At 58.4% G+C, this 19,433-nt stretch carries 22 protein-coding genes; 5 read left to right on the forward strand and 17 right to left on the reverse strand.

Annotated elements, in window-relative coordinates; translation table 11 throughout:
• Positions 1–2: 2 nt before the first annotated feature.
• From JOD50_RS09310 to JOD50_RS09330, 5 genes are read left to right on the forward strand one after another with little or no spacing between them, the layout of a single operon-like run.
• On the forward strand, positions 3–998 hold the full coding sequence (locus tag JOD50_RS09310; protein WP_204881316.1) for a hypothetical protein: 996 nt from the start codon (positions 3–5) through the stop codon (positions 996–998).
• Complete coding sequence (locus JOD50_RS09315; RefSeq protein WP_204881317.1) at positions 998–1,489, forward strand: hypothetical protein; 492 nt, start codon at positions 998–1,000, stop codon at positions 1,487–1,489. The genes JOD50_RS09310 and JOD50_RS09315 overlap by 1 nt, the downstream gene beginning before the upstream one ends.
• Positions 1,482–1,889, forward strand: coding sequence for a hypothetical protein (locus JOD50_RS09320; RefSeq protein ID WP_204881318.1), 408 nt, complete (start codon positions 1,482–1,484; stop codon positions 1,887–1,889). The genes JOD50_RS09315 and JOD50_RS09320 overlap by 8 nt, the downstream gene beginning before the upstream one ends.
• A gap of 52 nt (positions 1,890–1,941) precedes the next feature.
• The gene (locus JOD50_RS09325; protein ID WP_204881319.1) at positions 1,942–2,826 is read left to right on the forward strand and encodes a peptidoglycan recognition protein family protein; all 885 of its coding nucleotides are present in this window, start codon (positions 1,942–1,944) and stop codon (positions 2,824–2,826) included.
• A gap of 9 nt (positions 2,827–2,835) precedes the next feature.
• Positions 2,836–3,120, forward strand: a complete 285-nt coding sequence (locus tag JOD50_RS09330; protein ID WP_204881320.1) for a hypothetical protein — start codon at positions 2,836–2,838, stop codon at positions 3,118–3,120.
• Positions 3,121–3,224: 104 nt separating this feature from the next.
• Here JOD50_RS09330 and JOD50_RS10495 read toward each other — a convergent pair whose 3' ends face one another.
• From JOD50_RS10495 to JOD50_RS09415, 17 genes are all read right to left on the reverse strand, one after another.
• Positions 3,225–3,464, reverse strand: a complete 240-nt coding sequence (locus JOD50_RS10495; protein ID WP_239541567.1) for a hypothetical protein — start codon at positions 3,462–3,464, stop codon at positions 3,225–3,227.
• A gap of 159 nt (positions 3,465–3,623) precedes the next feature.
• Positions 3,624–3,932, reverse strand: coding sequence for a hypothetical protein (locus JOD50_RS09340; protein ID WP_204881322.1), 309 nt, complete (start codon positions 3,930–3,932; stop codon positions 3,624–3,626).
• Between the two features lie 66 nt (positions 3,933–3,998).
• On the reverse strand, positions 3,999–4,190 hold the full coding sequence (locus JOD50_RS09345; RefSeq protein WP_204881323.1) for a hypothetical protein: 192 nt from the start codon (positions 4,188–4,190) through the stop codon (positions 3,999–4,001).
• A 389-nt stretch (positions 4,191–4,579) separates the two neighbouring features.
• Positions 4,580–5,551, reverse strand: a complete 972-nt coding sequence (gene nrdF, locus JOD50_RS09350; RefSeq protein ID WP_204881324.1) for a class 1b ribonucleoside-diphosphate reductase subunit beta — start codon at positions 5,549–5,551, stop codon at positions 4,580–4,582.
• A 135-nt stretch (positions 5,552–5,686) separates the two neighbouring features.
• Positions 5,687–7,834, reverse strand: a complete 2,148-nt coding sequence (gene nrdE / locus JOD50_RS09355) for a class 1b ribonucleoside-diphosphate reductase subunit alpha (RefSeq protein WP_204881325.1) — start codon at positions 7,832–7,834, stop codon at positions 5,687–5,689.
• Entirely contained in the window at positions 7,831–8,310 is a 480-nt protein-coding gene (gene nrdI, locus JOD50_RS09360) for a class Ib ribonucleoside-diphosphate reductase assembly flavoprotein NrdI (protein ID WP_239541569.1), read from the reverse strand. The genes nrdE and nrdI overlap by 4 nt, the downstream gene beginning before the upstream one ends.
• Before the next feature lie 132 nt (positions 8,311–8,442).
• Positions 8,443–8,688 carry a glutaredoxin-like protein NrdH gene (nrdH, locus tag JOD50_RS09365; protein WP_101629385.1) on the reverse strand — a complete coding sequence of 82 codons (246 nt, stop codon included), beginning with the start codon at positions 8,686–8,688 and terminating at the stop codon, positions 8,443–8,445.
• Between the two features lie 526 nt (positions 8,689–9,214).
• Positions 9,215–9,595 (reverse strand): ribosome silencing factor, encoded by a 381-nt coding sequence (gene rsfS, locus JOD50_RS09370; protein ID WP_204881326.1) that lies wholly within the window; start codon positions 9,593–9,595, stop codon positions 9,215–9,217.
• Positions 9,596–9,629: 34 nt separating this feature from the next.
• Positions 9,630–10,490 carry a hypothetical protein gene (locus tag JOD50_RS09375; RefSeq protein ID WP_204881327.1) on the reverse strand — a complete coding sequence of 287 codons (861 nt, stop codon included), beginning with the start codon at positions 10,488–10,490 and terminating at the stop codon, positions 9,630–9,632.
• The gene (gene nadD / locus JOD50_RS09380; RefSeq protein ID WP_338052093.1) at positions 10,483–11,124 is read right to left on the reverse strand and encodes a nicotinate-nucleotide adenylyltransferase; all 642 of its coding nucleotides are present in this window, start codon (positions 11,122–11,124) and stop codon (positions 10,483–10,485) included. The genes JOD50_RS09375 and nadD overlap by 8 nt, the downstream gene beginning before the upstream one ends.
• A 3-nt stretch (positions 11,125–11,127) precedes the next feature.
• Entirely contained in the window at positions 11,128–11,352 is a 225-nt protein-coding gene (locus tag JOD50_RS09385) for a hypothetical protein (protein ID WP_101629389.1), read from the reverse strand.
• A gap of 174 nt (positions 11,353–11,526) precedes the next feature.
• Positions 11,527–12,798, reverse strand: a complete 1,272-nt coding sequence (locus JOD50_RS09390; protein WP_239541570.1) for a glutamate-5-semialdehyde dehydrogenase — start codon at positions 12,796–12,798, stop codon at positions 11,527–11,529.
• Between the two features lie 55 nt (positions 12,799–12,853).
• Positions 12,854–14,038, reverse strand: coding sequence for a glutamate 5-kinase (proB, locus tag JOD50_RS09395; RefSeq protein ID WP_204881329.1), 1,185 nt, complete (start codon positions 14,036–14,038; stop codon positions 12,854–12,856).
• Positions 14,039–15,595, reverse strand: coding sequence for a GTPase ObgE (gene obgE, locus JOD50_RS09400; RefSeq protein ID WP_204881330.1), 1,557 nt, complete (start codon positions 15,593–15,595; stop codon positions 14,039–14,041). It abuts the gene before it with no gap.
• A gap of 279 nt (positions 15,596–15,874) precedes the next feature.
• Positions 15,875–16,126 carry a 50S ribosomal protein L27 gene (gene rpmA, locus JOD50_RS09405; RefSeq protein WP_035755092.1) on the reverse strand — a complete coding sequence of 84 codons (252 nt, stop codon included), beginning with the start codon at positions 16,124–16,126 and terminating at the stop codon, positions 15,875–15,877.
• A 41-nt stretch (positions 16,127–16,167) separates the two neighbouring features.
• On the reverse strand, positions 16,168–16,476 hold the full coding sequence (gene rplU / locus JOD50_RS09410; protein WP_035755090.1) for a 50S ribosomal protein L21: 309 nt from the start codon (positions 16,474–16,476) through the stop codon (positions 16,168–16,170).
• A 284-nt stretch (positions 16,477–16,760) separates the two neighbouring features.
• Complete coding sequence (locus JOD50_RS09415) at positions 16,761–19,391, reverse strand: Rne/Rng family ribonuclease (RefSeq protein ID WP_204881331.1); 2,631 nt, start codon at positions 19,389–19,391, stop codon at positions 16,761–16,763.
• Positions 19,392–19,433 lie beyond the last annotated feature (42 nt).

Here is a 19,433-nt window from a genome sequence, read left to right on the forward strand (position 1 = left end):
TTATGGCGTCCATCGACGAGCGCGTCACAGCGCTAGAAAAACTCATCAAAGCATCCCCCGCCGCTGACTTCACCGGGCTACAGCGCTCCTACCCGGTCGAGGGTCAGCAGATGACTAGCGACATGTGGGGCAACGTCACCTTGGGTGTCGGTAACGGGATTTTGGACCGCGGCGGGTACCCGTACGACCTCATCAACATCAATAACAGCCGAAATACGGTGACGATCAAACCGGAGAATGACGGGCCGGCCGCGGCGATCGTCAACGGGTACTACCACGAGCTCCACAAGAACGTGGTGTTTAAGGTCCCGGCGCCATCGAGCGGGACGGTCACCTACGACATCGTCCTAGAGTACGATCCCTCGGCACACGGCAGCACGGACGGCCCGGTCATGCTGAAGCTGATCCGCCGTGGCCCCGACCGCCCATCCGGAGCGATCCAGGTGATTGTGCATAGCATCACTCGCCGCGCTAACGAGCTCCTCACGGATGCTGAGATTATCCGCCACTCTCCGCGTATCGCCCCGACGATCTATGTGCACCGGAAGGTGTCGATGCCGGCTCATGACAGTGTCTTGTACGGGACGACGTGTGTCGTCAAAAGTGAGGGCCGCGTCTACACCAGGATGTTGGAGCGGTGGGAGCCACTGGAGCCTCCGGTGGAGCGCGTCAACCTCTCCGGTATCGGCACCGACTACGTATGGGGCACGAATTCCTACATCCTGCGGGAGGGCCCGTACCGGCGCCTATTCGGGCGACTGCGTCGCGCTGACGGCCGGAATTTTGAGCCCACCTCGACCGGGTATGGCGTCTATACGATCCCGTACCAGGACCGCCCACAGACCGTACTCACCGCGCAAGTCGCGGCAGGGTCAGGCGACCGTGACCCGCGGTTCGTGAAATGCGCGGTCGACGGGACCGATAAAGTGTGGCGGCTCTACCCCACCGGGTCGACCTCTTACATCGATTTCCATGACTTCACGTGGAGGGCCGACTAATGGCCGAGCCCCTCACCACCCTCAGAGACCGCGTCATCCCCCGCATCATGTGGGTGCAGGCGGTCTTGTACCTCGCTATCGGCGCGACCTGGTACACGGCCCCTACAGAGTCACGGCTACGCGGGCTAGGCATCCTAGGCGGCGACCGGCCGCATATCGCGGTAGCGCTCCTCCTCACGGTCGGCGGGGTCATCACCATCGCCGGCGCGATCGCGCCAGCGGCCCGATACGGGTGGGTCCGCATCCTAGGAGTCTGTGCCGCGTCCGCGACCCCGCTGCTCGTCGCCTACCCATATTTTTTGTCATGGCTCTTAGGTGACGCCCCGCGCGGGCACATCACCGCTATCAGCTACACCGGCTACAGCGTTATTTTTATCGCGGCGGTGACTGCCGTGTCACGGTACACGATTGATAGCGCGGACCAGATCCGTGCCGCCCCGGCCGCCCGGCACGCCACTGACGAAGGTGGGGGTGGTGGTGTGAGTGAGTGACCACATCCTCACAGCGATATTCGCGGCCGTCTCAGCGCTCGCCGGTAGCGGCCTCACCATGTGGGCGACTATCAGGACTGCCCGCGCAGACCAGGCCGCGCAGGACGCCGCGACCGAGGTTGACGCGACCCGCGCCGCGTGGGAGATCACTACGGACACGATCACGTCCCTGCGTGACCGGATCGACGCCGCAGAGCAGGCCCTGTCCGCTGAGCGGGCAGAGCGTGAGGAGATCTCCGCGAAAGTCTCTGCGCTAATGCTGGATCTCGCACGCAGGGACAGTCTCCTACTGGAGGCTAGCGCTGTGATCGAGTGGGTGCGCAGGGGTGCATATCCTCCCCCACCGACAGTGTCTGACGCGATGATCCACTACATCAGTAAGAATCCCCCATCCCAGTGACCCCGGCTATGTGTCCGGGGTCGTGTTGTTTCTACTCGGCAGGAGACTATCTATGTCGTATAAATATGTCCGTAAACATTCATCCCCCAATAGGACGCCCGGTGCGCGTGGCGCGGGCCAGATCGATCGGATAGTGATCCACTGGTGGGGCGACCCGAAAACCCGCCCGAGCTTCGGCGGGGTCGTAGGGTGGCTGACTAACCGCCGCGCTGGAACCTCGGCTCACTATGTCGTGGAGGCCGGGCAGGTCGCGTGCATCGTATCCCCTAAGGATGTCGCCTGGCACGCCGGTAATTACACGATGAATAAACGCTCGATCGGTATCGAATGCAATCCCCGTATGACCGCCGGCGACCTGTCGACCGTGGTCGAGCTGGTCGCGGAGCTACGCCGCACCTACAGCATCCCTGAGTCTGGTGTGATCGGCCACCAGGACGTGGTCGCGACACAATGCCCGGGACGGTATATGTCTCAGCTGCCGTCGATCCGGTCCCGGTCTACCGCTATCATGCGCGGCTCAGCTGTAGCCGCCTCCGGGGTCGCGTCTGTCAGGGCCGCTAAGGCCTCGACGAAGGCTAAACGGGTACAGAAGCGCGTCGAGAAGAAGGCGGCGAAGCGTAAGCCGTGGCCATCCGCTGACCTCCCCGTCACTAAGACCCACACCACCGCCAGCCATAACGCGTGGGTGCGGCTCATGGCCTCCGTCGGGTATAAAGACCGGCGGCTCGGTACGGCGCTACAGAAATGGCTCCGCAAGCTCGGATACTACCGCGGCATCGTTGACGGGCAATTCGGGCCTATGAGTGTCCGTGCGCTGCAGTCTTTCCTGCGTGCCAAGGGCCTCTACCGGGGCCTGGTCGACGGGTCCCGCGGCCCACTCACGATCCAATCCGAAATCCGCTACCTCAATACCCAACGCAAATACATCAAGAAGTAGGAGACCCTGATGAATATTACTGAAGCTATTCCCGCGCGTGTCCGCGCTGTCCTGTATCTGGTCGTAGGTGTGCTCACTGTCGCGGCTGGTGCCCTCTCCACCTGGTATGCGACCGTAGACGGTGGCGTCCCGACGTGGGTTACCGGTGTGACTGGTGTCCTAGCGTATGTGGCGGGCGCGACCGGCCTGGTCGCCGCTGGCAACACGGCCGTGTCTTCTGTGGATGGCAGCGTTATTTCTGCCGCTGACGAACCCACCATCGACGATATTGACGTAAACACTGAGGCCGAATAGGATAACGTGTGGAGGGCTCGTACCTCTAGTGTTAAAAAGTCATGAGAGCGCCCAGCAAGCCTATCCCAGGTTTGCTGGGCGCTCCTTTTGTGTTTAAAGCCCCATCACGTCCAGTCGACTCCGGCGTCTGGGATGTTGTGGGCGACGCGTGCAAGCACCATGCGCCACCACCCTACCGGCGCTCCCTCGGGTGCCTGCACGTCCTCGTAGATACCCGCGTCGACCGCCGCCTGATTATATGGCACCTTGATCGGCCACTCAGCAGTGTGCGTCTCGTAATGCCGGGTCAGGTACGCGACGGCCTTGTCTGTCAGGGCTACGAGCTCACGTACCCTCTCTGTCACCTCAGGTGGCGGTAGGTACCGCTCTCGCTCCCAGTCGCGGGCGGCGCTTAGTGGCGTGTCTAGGTATTCTGCGAGCTCCCGTAGCTGGTATCCAAGGTAGGCTCGGGTAGCCTTTAGCTCGGCCGCTGTCATTCGACGTGTCATTTGCGGGCTCATTTCTTAGCGGCTGCTGGTGTCGTGGCGCATCAGGACGGCGTTGAATTCGTCTTCGGTGAGTTCTTTGATCCGATATTGGGTGTTACCTAGCTGGATTCCGTCCTCATTGAATTCCTGGACCCATTCGACGATCTCATCTTCGATGGCGTCGAGGTCGTAGTCTTCGACGAAGTCACCGAGATATGGGATCACCACGTATTCGATGATTTCGCCGGGGGTGCTGTAGAGGGTACGGGTGTCTCGCTCTTCCTCACGCTGGGCCTGGTATTGTCTGAGGATTTCTTCGTAGCCGTCGTCTAGTAGCTCGTGCATGTCGGGTCTCCTATATGTGATCGGGGTGCCCCGGCCGGTGTTGGCCGGGGCAGGTTGTGTGTGGGTTTAGGCGGTGAGGTCGTGCTTGGCGACGATGCCCCAGAATTCGTCTTCGGTGACCTGGATCGCGTAGCCGTTCTCGTAGTCGCCAATGACTTCGTCTGCGATCGCGTCGATGTCGTAATCGGATTCGTGTCCTGCGAGTGGTGCGAGGATCTCGGTCTCGATTGCCTCGTTGCGGGTGGTGTAGGTGGTCATTTCGTTTGCTCCTGGTGTGATCGGTTGGCTGAGGTTTTTGTTTCCCTCTCTGCCTTACACCTATAACTATACCCCCTTGAGTGGGGTATTGCAAGTTGAGACAGGAAAATCTTTAAAAATTTTCCAGACCCACCCCGCGCCTGTGGTGTCACCACGACGTCACCACCGTGGCGACATCTCCGCCACCGTCACCACGACGACATCCGCGCCCCTTCGCGCTGTGGTGACTTAGTGGCTACCGCACACCACCACAGCCCCACACCCAGCCACACGCCACCACACCACCAAAACCCGGCCACACCTCCAGGATCACGCGGGAAAACCACGTCAATACACGAAAAAGCGGGAGCCCACGCGCTAAGCGCGTAGACCCCCGCAAAACCAGGACCCTAGAAGTCCCAGTCTTCGTCTTCGGTGTTGACTGCGGTACCGATCACGTAGGAGGAACCGGAGCCGGAGAAGAAGTCGTGGTTTTCATCCGCGTTCGGTGAGAGCGCGGAGAGGATAGCCGGGTTCACATTGGTCACCGAGCGTGGGAACATTGCTTCGTAACCGAGGTTCATGAGCGCCTTGTTGGCATTGTAGTTCAGGAACTTCTTGACGTCCTCAGCAAGGCCCACTTCGTCATAGATTTCGTGGGTGTAAGCGACTTCGTTCTCATAGAGCTCGAAGAGCAGCTCGTAGACCCAGTCCTTGAGTTCGTCGCGGCGTTCCTGGGTCTCGTTTTCTAGGTTCTTCTGGTACTTGTAGCCGATGTAGTAGCCGTGGACTGCCTCGTCACGGATGATGAGGCGAATCATGTCTGCAGTGTTCGTGAGCTTGGCGTGTACAGACCAGTAGAGCGGCAGGTAGAAGCCCGAGTAGAACATGAACGACTCAAGCAGGGTCGAAGCAACCATGCGCTTGAGCGGGTCCTCGCCGTCGTAGTACGACTGGATGATCTGCGCCTTCTTCTGCAGGTATGGGTTCTCGTGAGCCCAACGGAACGCGTCATCGATCTGGCGGGTCGATGCCAGTGTCGAGAAAATCTGCGAATACGACTTAGCGTGCACAGACTCCATGAACGCGATGTTCGTGTACACCGCTTCTTCGTGCGGGGTCAGGGCGTTCTGGATGAGGGATACAGCCCCGACGGTGCCCTGCAGGGTGTCGAGCAACGTGAGGCCGACGAAGACACGCATCGTCATGAGCTGCTCGGCTTCGGTGAGGGTCGCCCAGGACTGTACGTCGTTGGATACCGGGACCTTCTCCGGGAGCCAGAAGTTGTTGGTCAGACGGTTCCAGACCTCAACGTCTTTATCGTCTTCGATGCGGTTCCAGTTAATGGCGTTGACAAGCGGGTTACCGGCGTCGGTGGTCATGTCACCTCTCCCTTTCAGAGGATCGCATGGGTGGAAAATTCGTAAGTGGCGTGAATGTGGTGGGACATCCAACGATGTTCGGCTGGATACCCCACCACTGTCAGCACTGCTGTGTGTCCAGCAGCACTGTCATGTTTAGAGCATGCAGGATACGCAGCCCTCTACTTCGGTTCCTTCCAACGCCATCTGGCGTAGGCGGATGTAGTAGATGGTCTTGATCCCCTTGGTCCATGCGTAAATCTGTGCACGGTTGACGTCGCGGGTTGTCGCGGTGTCACGGAAGAAGAGCGTCAGCGAAAGTCCCTGGTCGACGTGCTGGGTAGCAGCGGCGTAGGTGTCGATGACCTTCTGGTAGCCGATCTCGTACGCATCTTCGTAGTACTCACGGTTGTCGTTCGTAAGGTACGGAGCTGGGTAGTAGACGCGGCCGATCTTGCCTTCCTTACGGATTTCGATCTGCGATGCGACCGGGTGAATCGAGCTGGTCGAGTTGTTGATGTAGGAAATCGAACCGGTTGGTGGCACTGCCTGCAGGTTCTGGTTGAAGATACCGTGCTCCATAACGGAAGCCTTGAGATCTTCCCAGTCCTGCTGGGTTGGAATATGCACTTGAGCGTCTTCGAACAGCTTGGCGACCTTGGGTGTCTCCGGAACCCATGCCTTCTCAGTGTACTTATCGAAGAATTCGCCGCTTGCGTACTTCGAATCCTCGAAGCCGTCGAAAGCTTCCTGCTTCTCGATCGCGAGCTGGTTCGACACGCGAAGCGCGTGGTACAGCACGGTGTAGAAGTACATGTTGGTGAAGTCCAACCCTTCTTCCGAGCCGTAGAAGATGCGTTCGCGGGCGAGGTAACCGTGCAGGTTCATCTGGCCGAGGCCGATCGCGTGGGTCTTGGCGTTGCCCTTAGCGATCGATGGAACCGACTGGATATCGCTCATCTCGGACACAGCGGACAGCGCACGGATCGCAACCTCGACGGACTTACCGAAGTCCGGGGAGTCCATGGTCTTAGCGATGTTCATCGAACCGAGGTTGCACGAAATGTCCTTGCCGACGTGTGCGTAGCTGAGGTCAGCGTTGTAGGTCGAGGCTTCGGAGACCTGGAGGATCTCTGAGCACAGGTTGGACATCGTGATCTTGCCCTTGATCGGGTTCGCCTTGTTGACCGTGTCTTCGAACACGATGTACGGGTAGCCCGATTCGAACTGCAGCTCTGCCAGGGTCTGGAAGAACTCACGAGCGTTGATCTTGTACTTGCGGATCCGCTTGTCATCAACCATCTCGTAGTACTTCTCAGAGACGTTGATTTCAGAGAACGGCTCACCGTAGACGCGCTCGACATCGTAAGGCGAGAACAGGTACATGTCTTCGTTGCGCTTAGCGAGGTGGAACGTGATGTCCGGGATCACGACGCCGAGCGACAGCGTCTTAATGCGGATCTTCTCGTCAGCATTTTCACGTTTCGTGTCGAGGAAGCGGTAAATGTCTGGGTGGTGTGCGTGCAGGTAGACCGCACCTGCGCCCTGACGTGCACCAAGCTGGTTCGCGTAGGAGAAGGAGTCTTCCAGCAGCTTCATGACTGGGATGACACCGGAGGACTGGTTCTCGATCTTCTTGATCGGCGCACCGTGCTCACGCAGGTTGGTGAGGTTGAGCGCCACACCACCGCCGCGCTTGGAGAGCTGCAGCGACGAGTTCACGCCGCGTGCGATGGACTCCATGTTGTCTTCAACACGGAGCAGGAAGCAGGAGACGAGCTCACCGCGCTGCGCCTTACCAGAGTTCAGGAAGGTTGGGGTTGCCGGCTGGAAGCGACCCTCGATGATTTCCTCAACCAGGGACTTCGCGAGCTTCTCGTCGCCACGTGCAAGGTGGAGAGCGACCATGCACACGCGGTCTTCGAAGCGTTCAAGGTAACGAGCACCGTCGAACGTTTTCAGCGCATATGAGGTGTAGAACTTGTATGCACCAAGGAACGTTTCGAAACGGAACTTCTTCGAGTAGGCAAAGTCGTAGAGCTCTTTAATGAACTCGCGCGAGTACTGTTCGAGGGTCTCTGGCTCGTAGTAGTTCTTCTCGACGAGGTAGTTGAGCTTTTCGTCGAGGTCGTGGAAGAAGACCGTGTTGTTGTTGACGTGATCCAGGAAGTACTGACGTGCAGCGTAGCGGTCAGCGTCGAACTGGATCTTTCCGTCAGGTCCATACAGGTTCAACATGGCGTTGAGCTCGTGGTAGCTCAACCCCTGGTACTGCTCAGGAATTTCCTTAAAGCTGGTTTTCACTGAGGATTCAGCGAGAGGTGTGTCCAAAACTCGTCCAGTCCTTCGTTAACGCGGGCTACGTCTTCTTCCGTGCCCATGATTTCGAATGTGTATAGCAGAGGTACGTCTAGTTTCGCGGCGATCTTGCGAGCTGCGATGTTGTATTGCGCACCGAAGTTGGAGTTCCCAGCCCCCATAACTCCACGCAGATATTTCCGGTTCTGAGGTTCCCTCAGAAAGTTGAGGATCTGCGGCAGAATTGACCGCTCAGCCTTAGTGCCGCCGTATGTCGGCACGAGCAACACATAGTCGGTCTCAGCTACGAGATCCGGTTCTGTGCGACGCATGGGGATGCGCGCCGCGCGGCGATTGAGCTTGGTGATAAAGCGGTGTGTATTCCCTGAAGCGGATGAATAGTAAATCAGCCGCTCACGGGTTGTTTCTATGTCCTTTTCCGGCACAGGCATTGCCTGCTGCGGGACCACTGTTGACGACATGCTCCCTCTCCCGACAAAGGCGTCGTGTTCAAAGGCTGACGAGATACACCAGTCGCTAACGGATCCATCCCGGCCCGTGTGGTCAGCCACTAGCCACACGCTGAGGAAATATGAGACCCGCTGAAGGCGTCATTAGGCTACGGAAGACTTGAGCGCGTTTTCGAGCTCGCTGATCTTGTCTGGGCGGAAACCAGCCCAGGAGTCAGACTCGGTCACGACAACTGGTGCCTGCATGAAGCCCATGGAACGTACACGCTCAAGCGCGTCAGCGTCCTGCGACATGTCGACAACGTTGTACTCGATGCCCTTCTTGTCGAGGGCACGGTAAGTCGCGTTGCACTGAACGCATGCAGGCTTCGAGTAGACGGTTACGGCCATGATCCTTCTTTTCCTTCCTGAGTCGTTTCTGCAGAGAAACGTCACAGCATCGGGTACGACGTGTATTGCTGGGCTACGTGATGTTTCAGTTGCTTAGCCGCAGCTGTGCGGTTCCAGCGGTTATGGGTTCCATACTACCCCCCACCACTACATATTGTGTGCAGTAAGAGACACAACCACCATATCCTGTCTTACATCGATGTCATTACAACATCGTTCATCCACAGCACATGTGGAGATATTCACTACTGGAACGCCGAGATTTCGCGGTTCAAAACTCGTTGTCCACAGCGTGTGGGTTAACAGTCCCCAAGGATGTGCACAGTGAAAATCGCTGAAAATTAATTTTTAAACATCTGCCCTCCGGCGTGTTGCGCATCGAATCATCGTCAGGCCTCACCATGCATTAACCCCCTGACAGATTGAAAAAGGACGGGACGTCGATCACTCGACGTCCCGTCCCACATATCCAGCTACACGCGCCACTTCAACCGCTATGCGCATGAGTCAGATAACCAGAAAATCATCACACGGATTCCTGAGCCTGTAGCTCGGCCAATTCAATTGCCGGAGCGTCAGCCCAGATCCGATCCAATCCATAGAAGTCACGATCCTCAACATGTTGAACATGGATCACGATGTCACCGTAGTCCAGCAAGACCCAACGGCCGCTACCGCGCCCTTCCCTGCGCAGAGGCTGATCCTCGTGATTGACACGCAGCTCGTCTTCAACCGCTTCGGCGATCGCTTCTACTTGCCGCTCAGAGCCTCCCGAAATAAGCAAGAACGCATCGGCCAAACCGAGGCGCTCCCCCACGTAGATCGCGGAGATCTCTTCCCCGCCTTTGAGATTGGCCGCATGTGCGGCAGCGTTGAGACGATCTGTGACAATGCCCGGAATGTTCACGGTCCTCCAAATGATGAGTTGTGAGATCTGCCGACTATCTAGACAACAAGGCGAATAGAGCTGCGGCCACAGCAATGACCGCGGAACCACCGACAACACCCATAGCGATGAGTCGTTGACGTGCCCCGCCCTCCTGATAGGTCATAGGTTCGAGGCCGTGAGCCGTGCTAGCGGACACAGGCCCGCCGTCCTGTTCACGGTAGCTCGGTTCATAACCATCTGTATCCGGAGACGCAGGCGCCGGAGGTTTCTGCGTCTCTTCTACATCTGGAGGGGAGGTTTCAGGCACAACAATTTCGATGTTGCGCGTCACGGGACCTATAACGCCCGTGGTCTCTAGTTTGCGTTGCGCGTCCCGATGATCGTCGGTAGAGATACCGAGGACATCGTTGAAACTAGGGAAAGCATCGACGTCGGCGTCGCCTAATGCGTCGCGTAGCTTTTCAACGCGTTGAAGTTCATATTCTTCGAGGGCTTCCTCCTCATCGAAGGTTCCCTCTAGTTCCGAATCAACCGGAGCTGCAATCGCTTGCCGCGTTAGATCCTCTAGGGATTCTTCTGGTTGAGTGCCGTCAGACTCGTTGGCCTGACCGCGGTCTTGTGCATCCTGTTCGTGCTGTGCACGGCGCAGCTCACGACGGCTCACGTACTGTGGCTGATCGTGTCCAGTTTCAGCCTCGCTGGCTTGCGGCTCAGCTTGAGATGTCTCTGCTTCGGCTTGAGCGTTTTCTGCTTCGGCTTCAGCGTTCTCTACGTCAGCCAGTGTCAGGAACAGGGTTTCGATAGGCGCATCGGCTGTAGCGGATGATTCGCGTTCCGCTGCTGCCCGCTCCATTTCGCGGAGTTCACGCCGCGTCAGCGGACGTCCTGATGTTGGCATCTGGTCTTCAGCCACGCGCGTTCACCTCCGCCGATACTGTCTGTTGGTCGACATAAAGCCCATGCTTGTTGATGTACTGAACAACACCATCGGGCACCAAGTACCAGACCGGCTCGCCGCGCGCTACGCGTCCGCGACAATCAGTCGACGAAATAGCCATGGCCGGCACCTCGAGAAGTTCGAGCCGTTCTAGGCCGTTGTCTTCGAGCACGTGCCCCGGGCGGGTCACGCCAATGAATGAGGCGAGCGACTGCAGTTCATCGATGTCTTTCCACGTCATGATCTTGGCAAGCGCGTCCGCTCCGGTGATGAAGAAAAGATCCGCATCAGGGTGTTGAGCGTGGAGGTCTCGCAACGTATCGATGGTGTACGTGTATCCGGGGCGGTCGATATCGACGCGGGATACCGTGAACCGTGGGTTCGAGGCAGTCGCAACAACTGTCATCAGGTACCGGTGTTCGGAATCAGTGACGTGATCCTTGGGGTCCTGAAGTTTCTGCCACGGGCGTCCCGTGGGAACGAAAATGACCTCGTCGAGCCTGAACTTCGCCGCAACTTCACTCGCCGCAACAAGGTGGCCATGATGGATCGGGTCGAATGTCCCGCCCATCACGCCAATCCGTTGACGTTGTGAATGCAGCTTCGGCACGACTTAGCGGCCTGCTCCGAGGGAACCTACCTGGCGGTTCGGGTCGATCAGCTCGATGTCTTCTTTGCCGATGGTGTGGTTGTTGGAGAACGATGCAGTGATCAGCAGGAGGATGAGGAAGGTCAGCATGATGCTTCCGCCGATGATCAGCGGGATCAACAGGCTGTGCTCCGAGTGCTCGGCAGCGTTCTCAGCCAGCAACATGAGGTTATTCGCCAGGGTCAGCACGGGTGACTCTCCTTGGACTCGTTAGGGTTGTTAGCGGTTCCGTGGGCGGTTCCGCACGCGTGATGAATTTGTTAACACGGGAGTGTTCACGGCCATTCTATCCGTTACTGCGCAGAGTTCAGACATTGATCCACCACGGTGTCTCGCAAACATGGCCGTGACGTGCCAGCGTTTCTAGCTCCGAACGTTGTAGTCGCCTTCGAGAATCCACTTCCAAGAAGTCAACGCCACGGCTCCCATTGGACCGCGAGCATGCATCTTCTGGGTTGAGATGCCAACTTCAGCCCCGAGGCCGAACTCACCTCCATCGGTGAATCGCGTGGACGCATTCACAACGACAACGGCCGAGTTGACGTTCTTAAGGAACGCCTGCTGGCTCGTGACCGACTCGGTGATGATCGCGTCGGTGTGGCCGGTGCTGTAACGCTCGATGTGCGCGAGAGCTTCATCCAGCGAATCCACAATCTTCACAGCGATATCGAGATCAAGGTATTCGTCGGTGAAGTCCTCTTCCTGTGCCGGAACGACCTCTGCATCCACTGCCTCGGCTACGCGTTCGTCGCCATGCAGCGTAACCCCAGCCGCAACCAGGGCGGACAAAACAGTCTTGCCGGTCCCTTCGAGCGCGTCGGCATGAATCAGCAAAGTCTCCACGGCGTTGCACACCGAAGGACGCTGAGTCTTGGCGTTGAGCACAATCTCAGTCGACTGCTCGGTAGGTGCGCTCGCATCAAGGAAAATGTGGACATTGCCTTCGCCCGTCTGGATCACAGGAACTTTCGCATTATTGACCACAGACTGGATCAGATTGCGTCCACCGCGTGGGATGAGGATGTCAATCTTGCCCACAGCTTCCATCATTGCGTTCGCGGCGGGACGCCCACCGTCGTCGACCGACTGGACCGCAGCGACTGGCAGGCCCTTCTTCTCGAGGACCTCCTGGATAACGCGCACGAGCACCTTGTTCGTGTGCGCCGCCGCACTACCGCCGCGCAACAGAACAGCGTTACCGGAGCGGATCGCGATGCCTGCGATATCCACGGTGACGTTCGGGCGTGCCTCATAGATCACGCCGACCACACCGAGCGGAACGCGCACCTGACGCAGACGCATGCCATTGGGTAGCTGGCGTCCGTCGGTGACCTCACCCACTGGGTCCGCTTGATTGGCTAGTTCTTCCAAAGCTGCCATGAGACCGTCGATGCGGGCGTCATCGAGCTTGGTGCGGTCAAGCATTGCCTTTGACGTGCCGTTTTCTTCGCCAGCTTTCATATCAGCCTGATTGGCTTCAAGGATCTCGGCGCGGGCAGCGTCAATGGCCGAAGCGATGTCACGCAGAGCCGCATCCTTCGCTTCCCGCGGCAGGTTCGCCATGACGTGTGATGCTTCACGCGCCTTGTCAGCGCGTTCAGCTACCAAAGTGGTTGCGTCAATATCGGTTGCCATACGTGTGTGATCCTCCATCTGATCCCGATTTCTGAGCCGATGTTTGGTCTGATGATCAGCTATTGATTGCGTCTGGATTGGCTTTCGCGAATACAGAACCGAAAACCGCGAGTTCGTCTGCGTGGACGACAGGTCGCTCGAAACGGTCGCCCAGGTCTTCGCGTAGCTGGTCGCTGGTTAGGCCGAGCATGTCTGGGATTTCATCAGATGCGAACGACGAGAAGCCACGCGCGATGACGACACCGTTACTGTTGGTGATGTCGACAGGTTCGCCTTCGATGAACTCGCCCCGGACATCGATGATTCCGGCGGCCAAAAGTGAGTTAGTTCCGCTTGCGATCGCTTTGACCGCGCCGTCATCCAACACAAGGCGTCCGCGGCCCTCCGCGAGATGCTCAAGCCACAGACGTTTGAGGGAACGACGCCCACGCTGGGCAGCAAAGAACGTGCCGACGTCCTCCCCTGCAAGTGCTTTCGACGCATTTGCGGCCGAAGTTACCAGCGTTGGGATGCCAGACTGCGCAGCAATCGTGGCTGCTGCAACCTTCGTCTGCATACCGCCAGTGCCCACGCCCGCGCTTCCTGCGGAACCCAGCTCGACGTCAGCTAGGTCACTTGGGTGCGTCACCGTATCGATCGGTTCACCGCCGCGTTCAGGGTGCGCCGTATAAACTGCGTCAACGTCTGAAAGCAGAACGACCGCATCCGCTTTGACCAAGTTTGCAACCAGTGCTGCCAGCCGGTCGTTGTCGCCGAAACGGATTTCACTCGTAGCGACCGCGTCGTTTTCGTTAACGATCGGCACGATGCCCAGTGACAATAGCCGCGACAAAGAGCGGAACGCATTCGCGTAGTGCCCGCGGCGAATCAAATCATCGGCAGTGAGCAAGACCTGCGCGGCTGTTTCACCGTAGCGGCCGAATTCCTTGGAATACTGGGCCGCCAACACCACTTGGCCAACAGCGGCTGCGGCCTGCTGCGTCGCTAGATCCTTGGGCCGCGACGTCAGTCCCATCGGTGCGAGCCCCGCGGCAATAGCACCCGATGAAACCAGAACCACCTGGTTTCCGCGTCGGATCACTTCACCCAGAGCATCAACCAAATCAACGACGGCCTGCGTGTTGAGTCCACCCTGAATGTCGGACAAAGATGAAGATCCAATCTTCACCACAATCCGGTTAGCGTGTGGGATGTCTGCACGCTGTTGAACCTTAGATAGTTCGCTGTGCTCTGAAGCCACTTAGTGATCCCTTTCTACACTCGCGGAAAAATCTTCGTTGTCTGTCCAGAGGCCGGATTTGCGCTCGGCGTCCATGATTTCGCGGGTGGCTGCGCGGCGATCCTTGCGTGCCTGATACGCGGCGCGACGCTGGGCGGTCGTCCTGCGTTCGTTCGTGTCAAGTCGCGGATCCTCGCCTCGGTTTCCGAGCAGCTCCGCACCTGTAGTCATGGTTGGTTCCCAGTCGAAGAGCACTCCGCCTTCACCACCGATGACGACAGCGTCACCGGGCTCGGCGCCTTCTTCGAACAACGCCTTCTCGATTCCGAGTTTCTCGAGGCGATCCGCGAGGTAACCAATCGCCTCATCGTTGCGGAAGTCTGTTTGTTCAACCCAACGCTCAGGTTTCTCGCCGCGAATTCGATAGAGCGCCTCACCGGATCGTTCCTCACGTTTGATGGTGAACTCTTCGACGTTCACTGCACGAGGGCGCACAACCTTGGGAACCTCAACCACGTCGGCATCATGCACGACCTGCGCGCGAGCCTGCTCAACAAGGTCAGCCATCGCAAACGAAAGCTCACGCAAGCCTTTACGGCTCACAGCCGATACATCAAAGACCTTATAACCGCGGGCTTCGAGCTCTGGACGCATCATGTCAGCCATGTCCTGGCCATCAGGAACATCAACCTTGTTCAATGCGATGATCGCAGGGCGGTCGATCAACGGGACCGGTGCAGACTCGGTACCCTCAAAGTCTGCGTCGGCCTTATAGCGTTCAAGCTCGCCCAGAATAATGTCGAGATCGGAAATCGGGTCTCGATCAGTCTCAAGGGACGCACAGTCGAGAACGTGCACAAGAGCAGCGCAACGCTCAACGTGCCGCAGGAATTCAAGGCCGAGCCCACGCCCTTCAGCCGCACCTTCGATGAGGCCCGGAACGTCAGCGATCGTATAGCGCACGTCGCCGGCCGCAACCACACCGAGGTTCGGAACCAAGGTAGTGAACGGATAATCAGCGATCTTTGGCTTTGCGGCGGAAAGTGCGCCAATCAGGGATGACTTACCCGCGGACGGGAAACCCACCAAAGCGATGTCAGCAACCGTCTTAAGTTCCAGAACGTGGCGCGTTTCCTCAGCCTGCGTACCGAGTAGCGCAAACCCTGGAGCCTTACGCTTGGTCGATGCCAGAGCAGCGTTACCGAGCCCTCCCTGGCCGCCTTTAGACAGGATGAACTCTTGTCCAGGGCGCATCAAATCAGCAAGGATCTCACCTGATTCGTCCTTGACAACAGTGCCTTCGGGAACCGGCAGCACAAGGTGTTCGCCGTGCTTGCCGTGACGCAGGCTACCCTTGCCTGGCTCACCGTTTTCGGCTTTCTGATGCGGAGCGTGGTGGAAAGACAGCAGAGTGTTGATCTGAGGATCAACCCGGACAATCACATCGCCGCCGTGACCACCGTTACCACCGTCTGGGCCACCCAGAGGTTTGAACTTCTCGCGGTGTACGGAGACACAGCCGTGGCCCCCGTTTCCACCGCGCGCGAAAACAGTCACGCGATCAACAAACGTTGCCATTTCGACCTCCCCTTGCCCACCACGATGGGCCCTTATATATGTTCACCGGTTCAAACGGTGCAACCGCAACGGATACGTTGGAGAACCGCGCGGTCGTTGTTTCTATGCTTCCACATCCAGCATCCTCAAGGCCCCCGAATGTGAACAACCTTCACGGTCAGCTAAATCCTTGTGGATAGAGCCGACGCGACACGTCGACTAAAACATCGACTTAATAGAAAGCGGGGAAGACCATGAGGTCTTCCCCGCTTTCGGTGAAAGATATTGATGCTGCGAGGTTTACTCGCCAACAATGCTGACGGTCTTACGACCGCGACGCGTACCGAACTCAACCGAACCTGCAGCAAGTGCGAACAGCGTGTCGTCCTTACCGCGGCCAACGTTGGCGCCTGCGTGGTAGCGGGTGCCACGCTGACGAACCAGGATCTCGCCTGCCTTGACGGTCTGGCCGCCAAAGCGCTTGATGCCCAGGTACTGCGGGTTGGAGTCGCGACCGTTACGAGTCGAGCCAACGCCCTTCTTTGATGCCATTTCTGCCTACCTTAGAGCTTGAGGGTTACTGTTTCCGGGTATCAGGCAATCGAGGTGATCTCGACGCGCGACAATGCTGCGCGGAAACCCTGACGCTTCTTGTAGCCGGTCTTGTTCTTGTACTTCTGGATGACAATCTTCTTGCCGCGGAGGTTCTCCAGGACCTTAGCCTGAACCTTAACCTTGGCAAGCTTGTCGGCATCCGACGTCACGTTGTCGCCGTCGACCAGCAGCACCGCGGGGAGCTCGATCGTGTCACCGATCTCATCGCGGACGCGGTCGAGGGTCACGATGTCGCCAACAGCGACCTTCTCCTGGCGCCCACCAGCGCGAACAATCGCGTAGACCACTTGGTACTCACTTCTCTCGACTTTGGACAATGCAAAGTGGATCCCTGCTGCGTTGCAGCTCATCCACATGAACGTTCGAAACGTGCAATACCCGACCAGAACAATCTTTGAATCTCTAATGGAGTTCATCCTGAGGTCAATACAAAGAACTGACCCGGGCACACGCACCGACATTCCATCTTACGTTCAGACGGCGTTACAAGCAAATAAGAGATGACCCGCGTGGCGCGTCGCTCACTGTTCACTTGAGAGCCGCCCTGGACTGAGGGCTCGAAAGCCGCTAATTAGCCACGCTTAATCTGATCTGCTGAGACCCCAACACCAAGCATCGTGACTTCCGTCTCTTTTTGCTTCGGCGTGTCGCTAGCGGTTTGAGTCGAGCTCACTCGACTGCCCGAGCTCACTCGCGTCTCAACTGTAGCTGCAGTCTTAGACCCTTGCGCAGATCCTGCTGCACGGCGTCGACGGCGGCCCGATATTTCAGGCTTATCGAGAGACTTCTCGACGGACGCTGTCTTCGACTTCGTCTCATCCTGCTTCGTAGGGTTGCTACCTTCGGACTTCGCAGGTTGCGACATCTTAGGTTCGCTGGATTCCGACTTCGCAGGTTTGCTAGCCACTGACTTTGTAGGTTCCGACGAATCAGCTGACGGTGACTTCTCGTTGTTGCCCTCAGCCTGTTGGCGTCCGCGTCCCCCACGGCCGCGACGCCCGCGCCGGCGACGACGGCTCCGGCCTTCAGCGCCGCCATCTTCGGAAGTATTTTCGGAGCCCTTGGCCTCAACATCGCCAGCATCCGCATCGTGCTGTTCAGGCACGTCCTGGCCCTCATCGTCACCGTGCTGTGACGCGGCGGCGATCTTCGTCAGAGCCTCACGAGTTGCTGCTGCCCGCTTTTCACGTTCGCGATCCTGCTCCGTCGGCTCCGCGTTGGATCCGCTATCCGACTGATCCTTCGCTTCATCACGCTGATCGCGTTGCGCCTCGCGTTCCATCTGACGCGCCTTACGGCGTTCGGAGCGAGTTGGACGGTCGCTCGGACGATGCACATGCTGCTGTCGGCCACCGCCACCGACGAGTGGCTCGTCGTGAACCACGATGCCGCGCCCGGAGCACGCTTCGCATGCGGTAGAGAAAACCTCAACGAGGCCAGTTCCCACACGTTTGCGGGTCATCTGAACCAGGCCAAGGCTCGTCACCTCGGACACTTGATGCTTGGTCCGGTCGCGCGCGAGGCACTCGACGAGGCGACGCAACACGAGGTCGCGGTTGGCTTCCAGCACCATGTCGATGAAGTCAATCACGATGATGCCGCCGATGTCGCGCAAACGTAGCTGACGCACGACCTCTTCAGCAGCTTCGAGGTTGTTCTTGGTGACGGTTTCTTCGAGGTTGCCGCCAGTGCCGGTGAACTTGCCGGTGTTGACGTCGATGACCGTCATGGCTTCGGTGCGGTCGATCACCAAGGAACCGCCGGATGGCAGGTTGACCTTGCGGTCCAAGGCCTTAGCGAGGGTCTCATTGATGCGCTTGGCGTCGAATACGTCTTCCTCGCCTTCCCACTTGGAGAGGCGATCCAACAGATCCGGAGCAACGTAGGTCACGTACGCTTCGATCGTGTCCCACACGTGTTCGCCCTGAACCACGAGTTCCGAGAAGTCTTCGTTGAAGACGTCACGGACCGTCTTGATCGTCAGGTCCGGTTCCGCATACAGAAGTTCAGGGGCGCGCGTCTTGGTGGACTTGGACGCTTTTTCGATCGCTTCCCACTGAACGCGAAGGCGGTTGATGTCGTTCATGAGTTCTTCCTCAGAAGCGCCTTCTGCCGCGGTGCGGACGATCACGCCGGCCTCGTCTGGGGTGTGTTCGCGCAGGATGCGCTTGAGGCGCGTACGTTCCACCTCAGGTAGCTTGCGCGAGATGCCGGTCATCGATCCACCTGGAACGTAGACGAGGTAACGTCCAGGCAAGGAGATCTGGCTCGTCAGCCGCGCGCCCTTATGTCCCACGGGATCCTTCGTGACCTGCACGAGGACCGAGTCGCCGGACTTGAGAGCGTTTTCGATTCGCTTAGCCTGGCCGTCGAGTTGTGCGGCGTCCCAGTTGACTTCGCCCGCATACAGGACAGCGTTGCGTCCGCGGCCGATGTCAACGAAAGCGGCTTCCATGGATGGCAACACGTTCTGGACACGGCCAAGATAAACGTTGCCGATCAACGAGTCTTGCGTTGTATGCGATACGAAGTGCTCAACGAGGATGTCGTCTTCGAGCACGCCGATCTGGATCCGCTCGCTGTCTTCGCGCACGACCATCTTGCGGTCCATCGATTCACGGCGTGCGAGGAACTCTGCTTCAGAAATTCCGTGCCGGCGGCGTCCCATGTCTCGGGATTCGCGTCTGCGCTGGCGCTTCGCCTCGAGGCGGGTCGAACCGCGGACGGCAGTCACCTTATCCGGTGCTTTGTCTACCGTTGAACGTGGTGCACGCACACGGGTGACGGTTCCTGGTGGATCGTCCTGGCTACCGCCTTCGATCTCCATGTCTTCGGTACCACGACGACGGCGACGACGACGGCGTGATGTCGTCGTCTGCTCGTCGGCTTGGTCTTGTGCAGCGTTGTCGTTGTCGCTGTCGTCTTGGTTCGTGCTCTCCGCCTCATCCGAGCGGCGGGACTCACGTGAGCGGCGAGACTCGCCTCCCCTGCGGCGGCGTGAACGCCCACCCTGCTCCGATTCCTCGGAGTCTGATTCCTGTTTCACGAGGTCATCGGTCCGCAACAGGTCACCCAGCGGCAGGTCCGGAATCGCAAACGGGTCGAACACGACATGGTTTGCTTGTTCAGGCGTCGTTGCCTTTTCAGCTGACGCTGTATGTTCGGCAGACTCGTGCTGGTCTGCGTCCTTTTTCTTCGCCATACGTGGCTACTCCCAGCGGGTATCTGCCACAGTCAGATGCCC

It is taken from the genome of Pseudoglutamicibacter cumminsii, assembly GCF_016907775.1.
Lineage (GTDB): Bacteria > Actinomycetota > Actinomycetes > Actinomycetales > Micrococcaceae > Pseudoglutamicibacter > Pseudoglutamicibacter cumminsii.

What these genes read in the sequence shown, in the direction of transcription:
- JOD50_RS09310 (WP_204881316.1), top strand. Translation starts at nt 3, where the DNA reads ATGGCGTCCATCGACGAGCGCGTCACAGCGCTAGAAAAACTCATCAAA.
- JOD50_RS09315 (WP_204881317.1), top strand. Translation starts at nt 998, where the DNA reads ATGGCCGAGCCCCTCACCACCCTCAGAGACCGCGTCATCCCCCGCATC.
- JOD50_RS09325 (WP_204881319.1), top strand. Translation starts at nt 1,942, where the DNA reads ATGTCGTATAAATATGTCCGTAAACATTCATCCCCCAATAGGACGCCC.
- JOD50_RS09330 (WP_204881320.1), top strand. Translation starts at nt 2,836, where the DNA reads ATGAATATTACTGAAGCTATTCCCGCGCGTGTCCGCGCTGTCCTGTAT.
- JOD50_RS09340 (WP_204881322.1), bottom strand. Translation starts at nt 3,932, where the DNA reads ATGCACGAGCTACTAGACGACGGCTACGAAGAAATCCTCAGACAATAC.
- JOD50_RS09345 (WP_204881323.1), bottom strand. Translation starts at nt 4,190, where the DNA reads ATGACCACCTACACCACCCGCAACGAGGCAATCGAGACCGAGATCCTC.
- nrdF (WP_204881324.1), bottom strand. Translation starts at nt 5,551, where the DNA reads ATGACCACCGACGCCGGTAACCCGCTTGTCAACGCCATTAACTGGAAC.
- nrdI (WP_239541569.1), bottom strand. Translation starts at nt 8,310, where the DNA reads ATGTCGTCAACAGTGGTCCCGCAGCAGGCAATGCCTGTGCCGGAAAAG.
- nrdH (WP_101629385.1), bottom strand. Translation starts at nt 8,688, where the DNA reads ATGGCCGTAACCGTCTACTCGAAGCCTGCATGCGTTCAGTGCAACGCG.
- JOD50_RS09390 (WP_239541570.1), bottom strand. Translation starts at nt 12,798, where the DNA reads ATGGCAACCGATATTGACGCAACCACTTTGGTAGCTGAACGCGCTGAC.
- obgE (WP_204881330.1), bottom strand. Translation starts at nt 15,595, where the DNA reads ATGGCAACGTTTGTTGATCGCGTGACTGTTTTCGCGCGCGGTGGAAAC.
- rpmA (WP_035755092.1), bottom strand. Translation starts at nt 16,126, where the DNA reads ATGGCATCAAAGAAGGGCGTTGGCTCGACTCGTAACGGTCGCGACTCC.
- JOD50_RS09415 (WP_204881331.1), bottom strand. Translation starts at nt 19,391, where the DNA reads ATGGCGAAGAAAAAGGACGCAGACCAGCACGAGTCTGCCGAACATACA.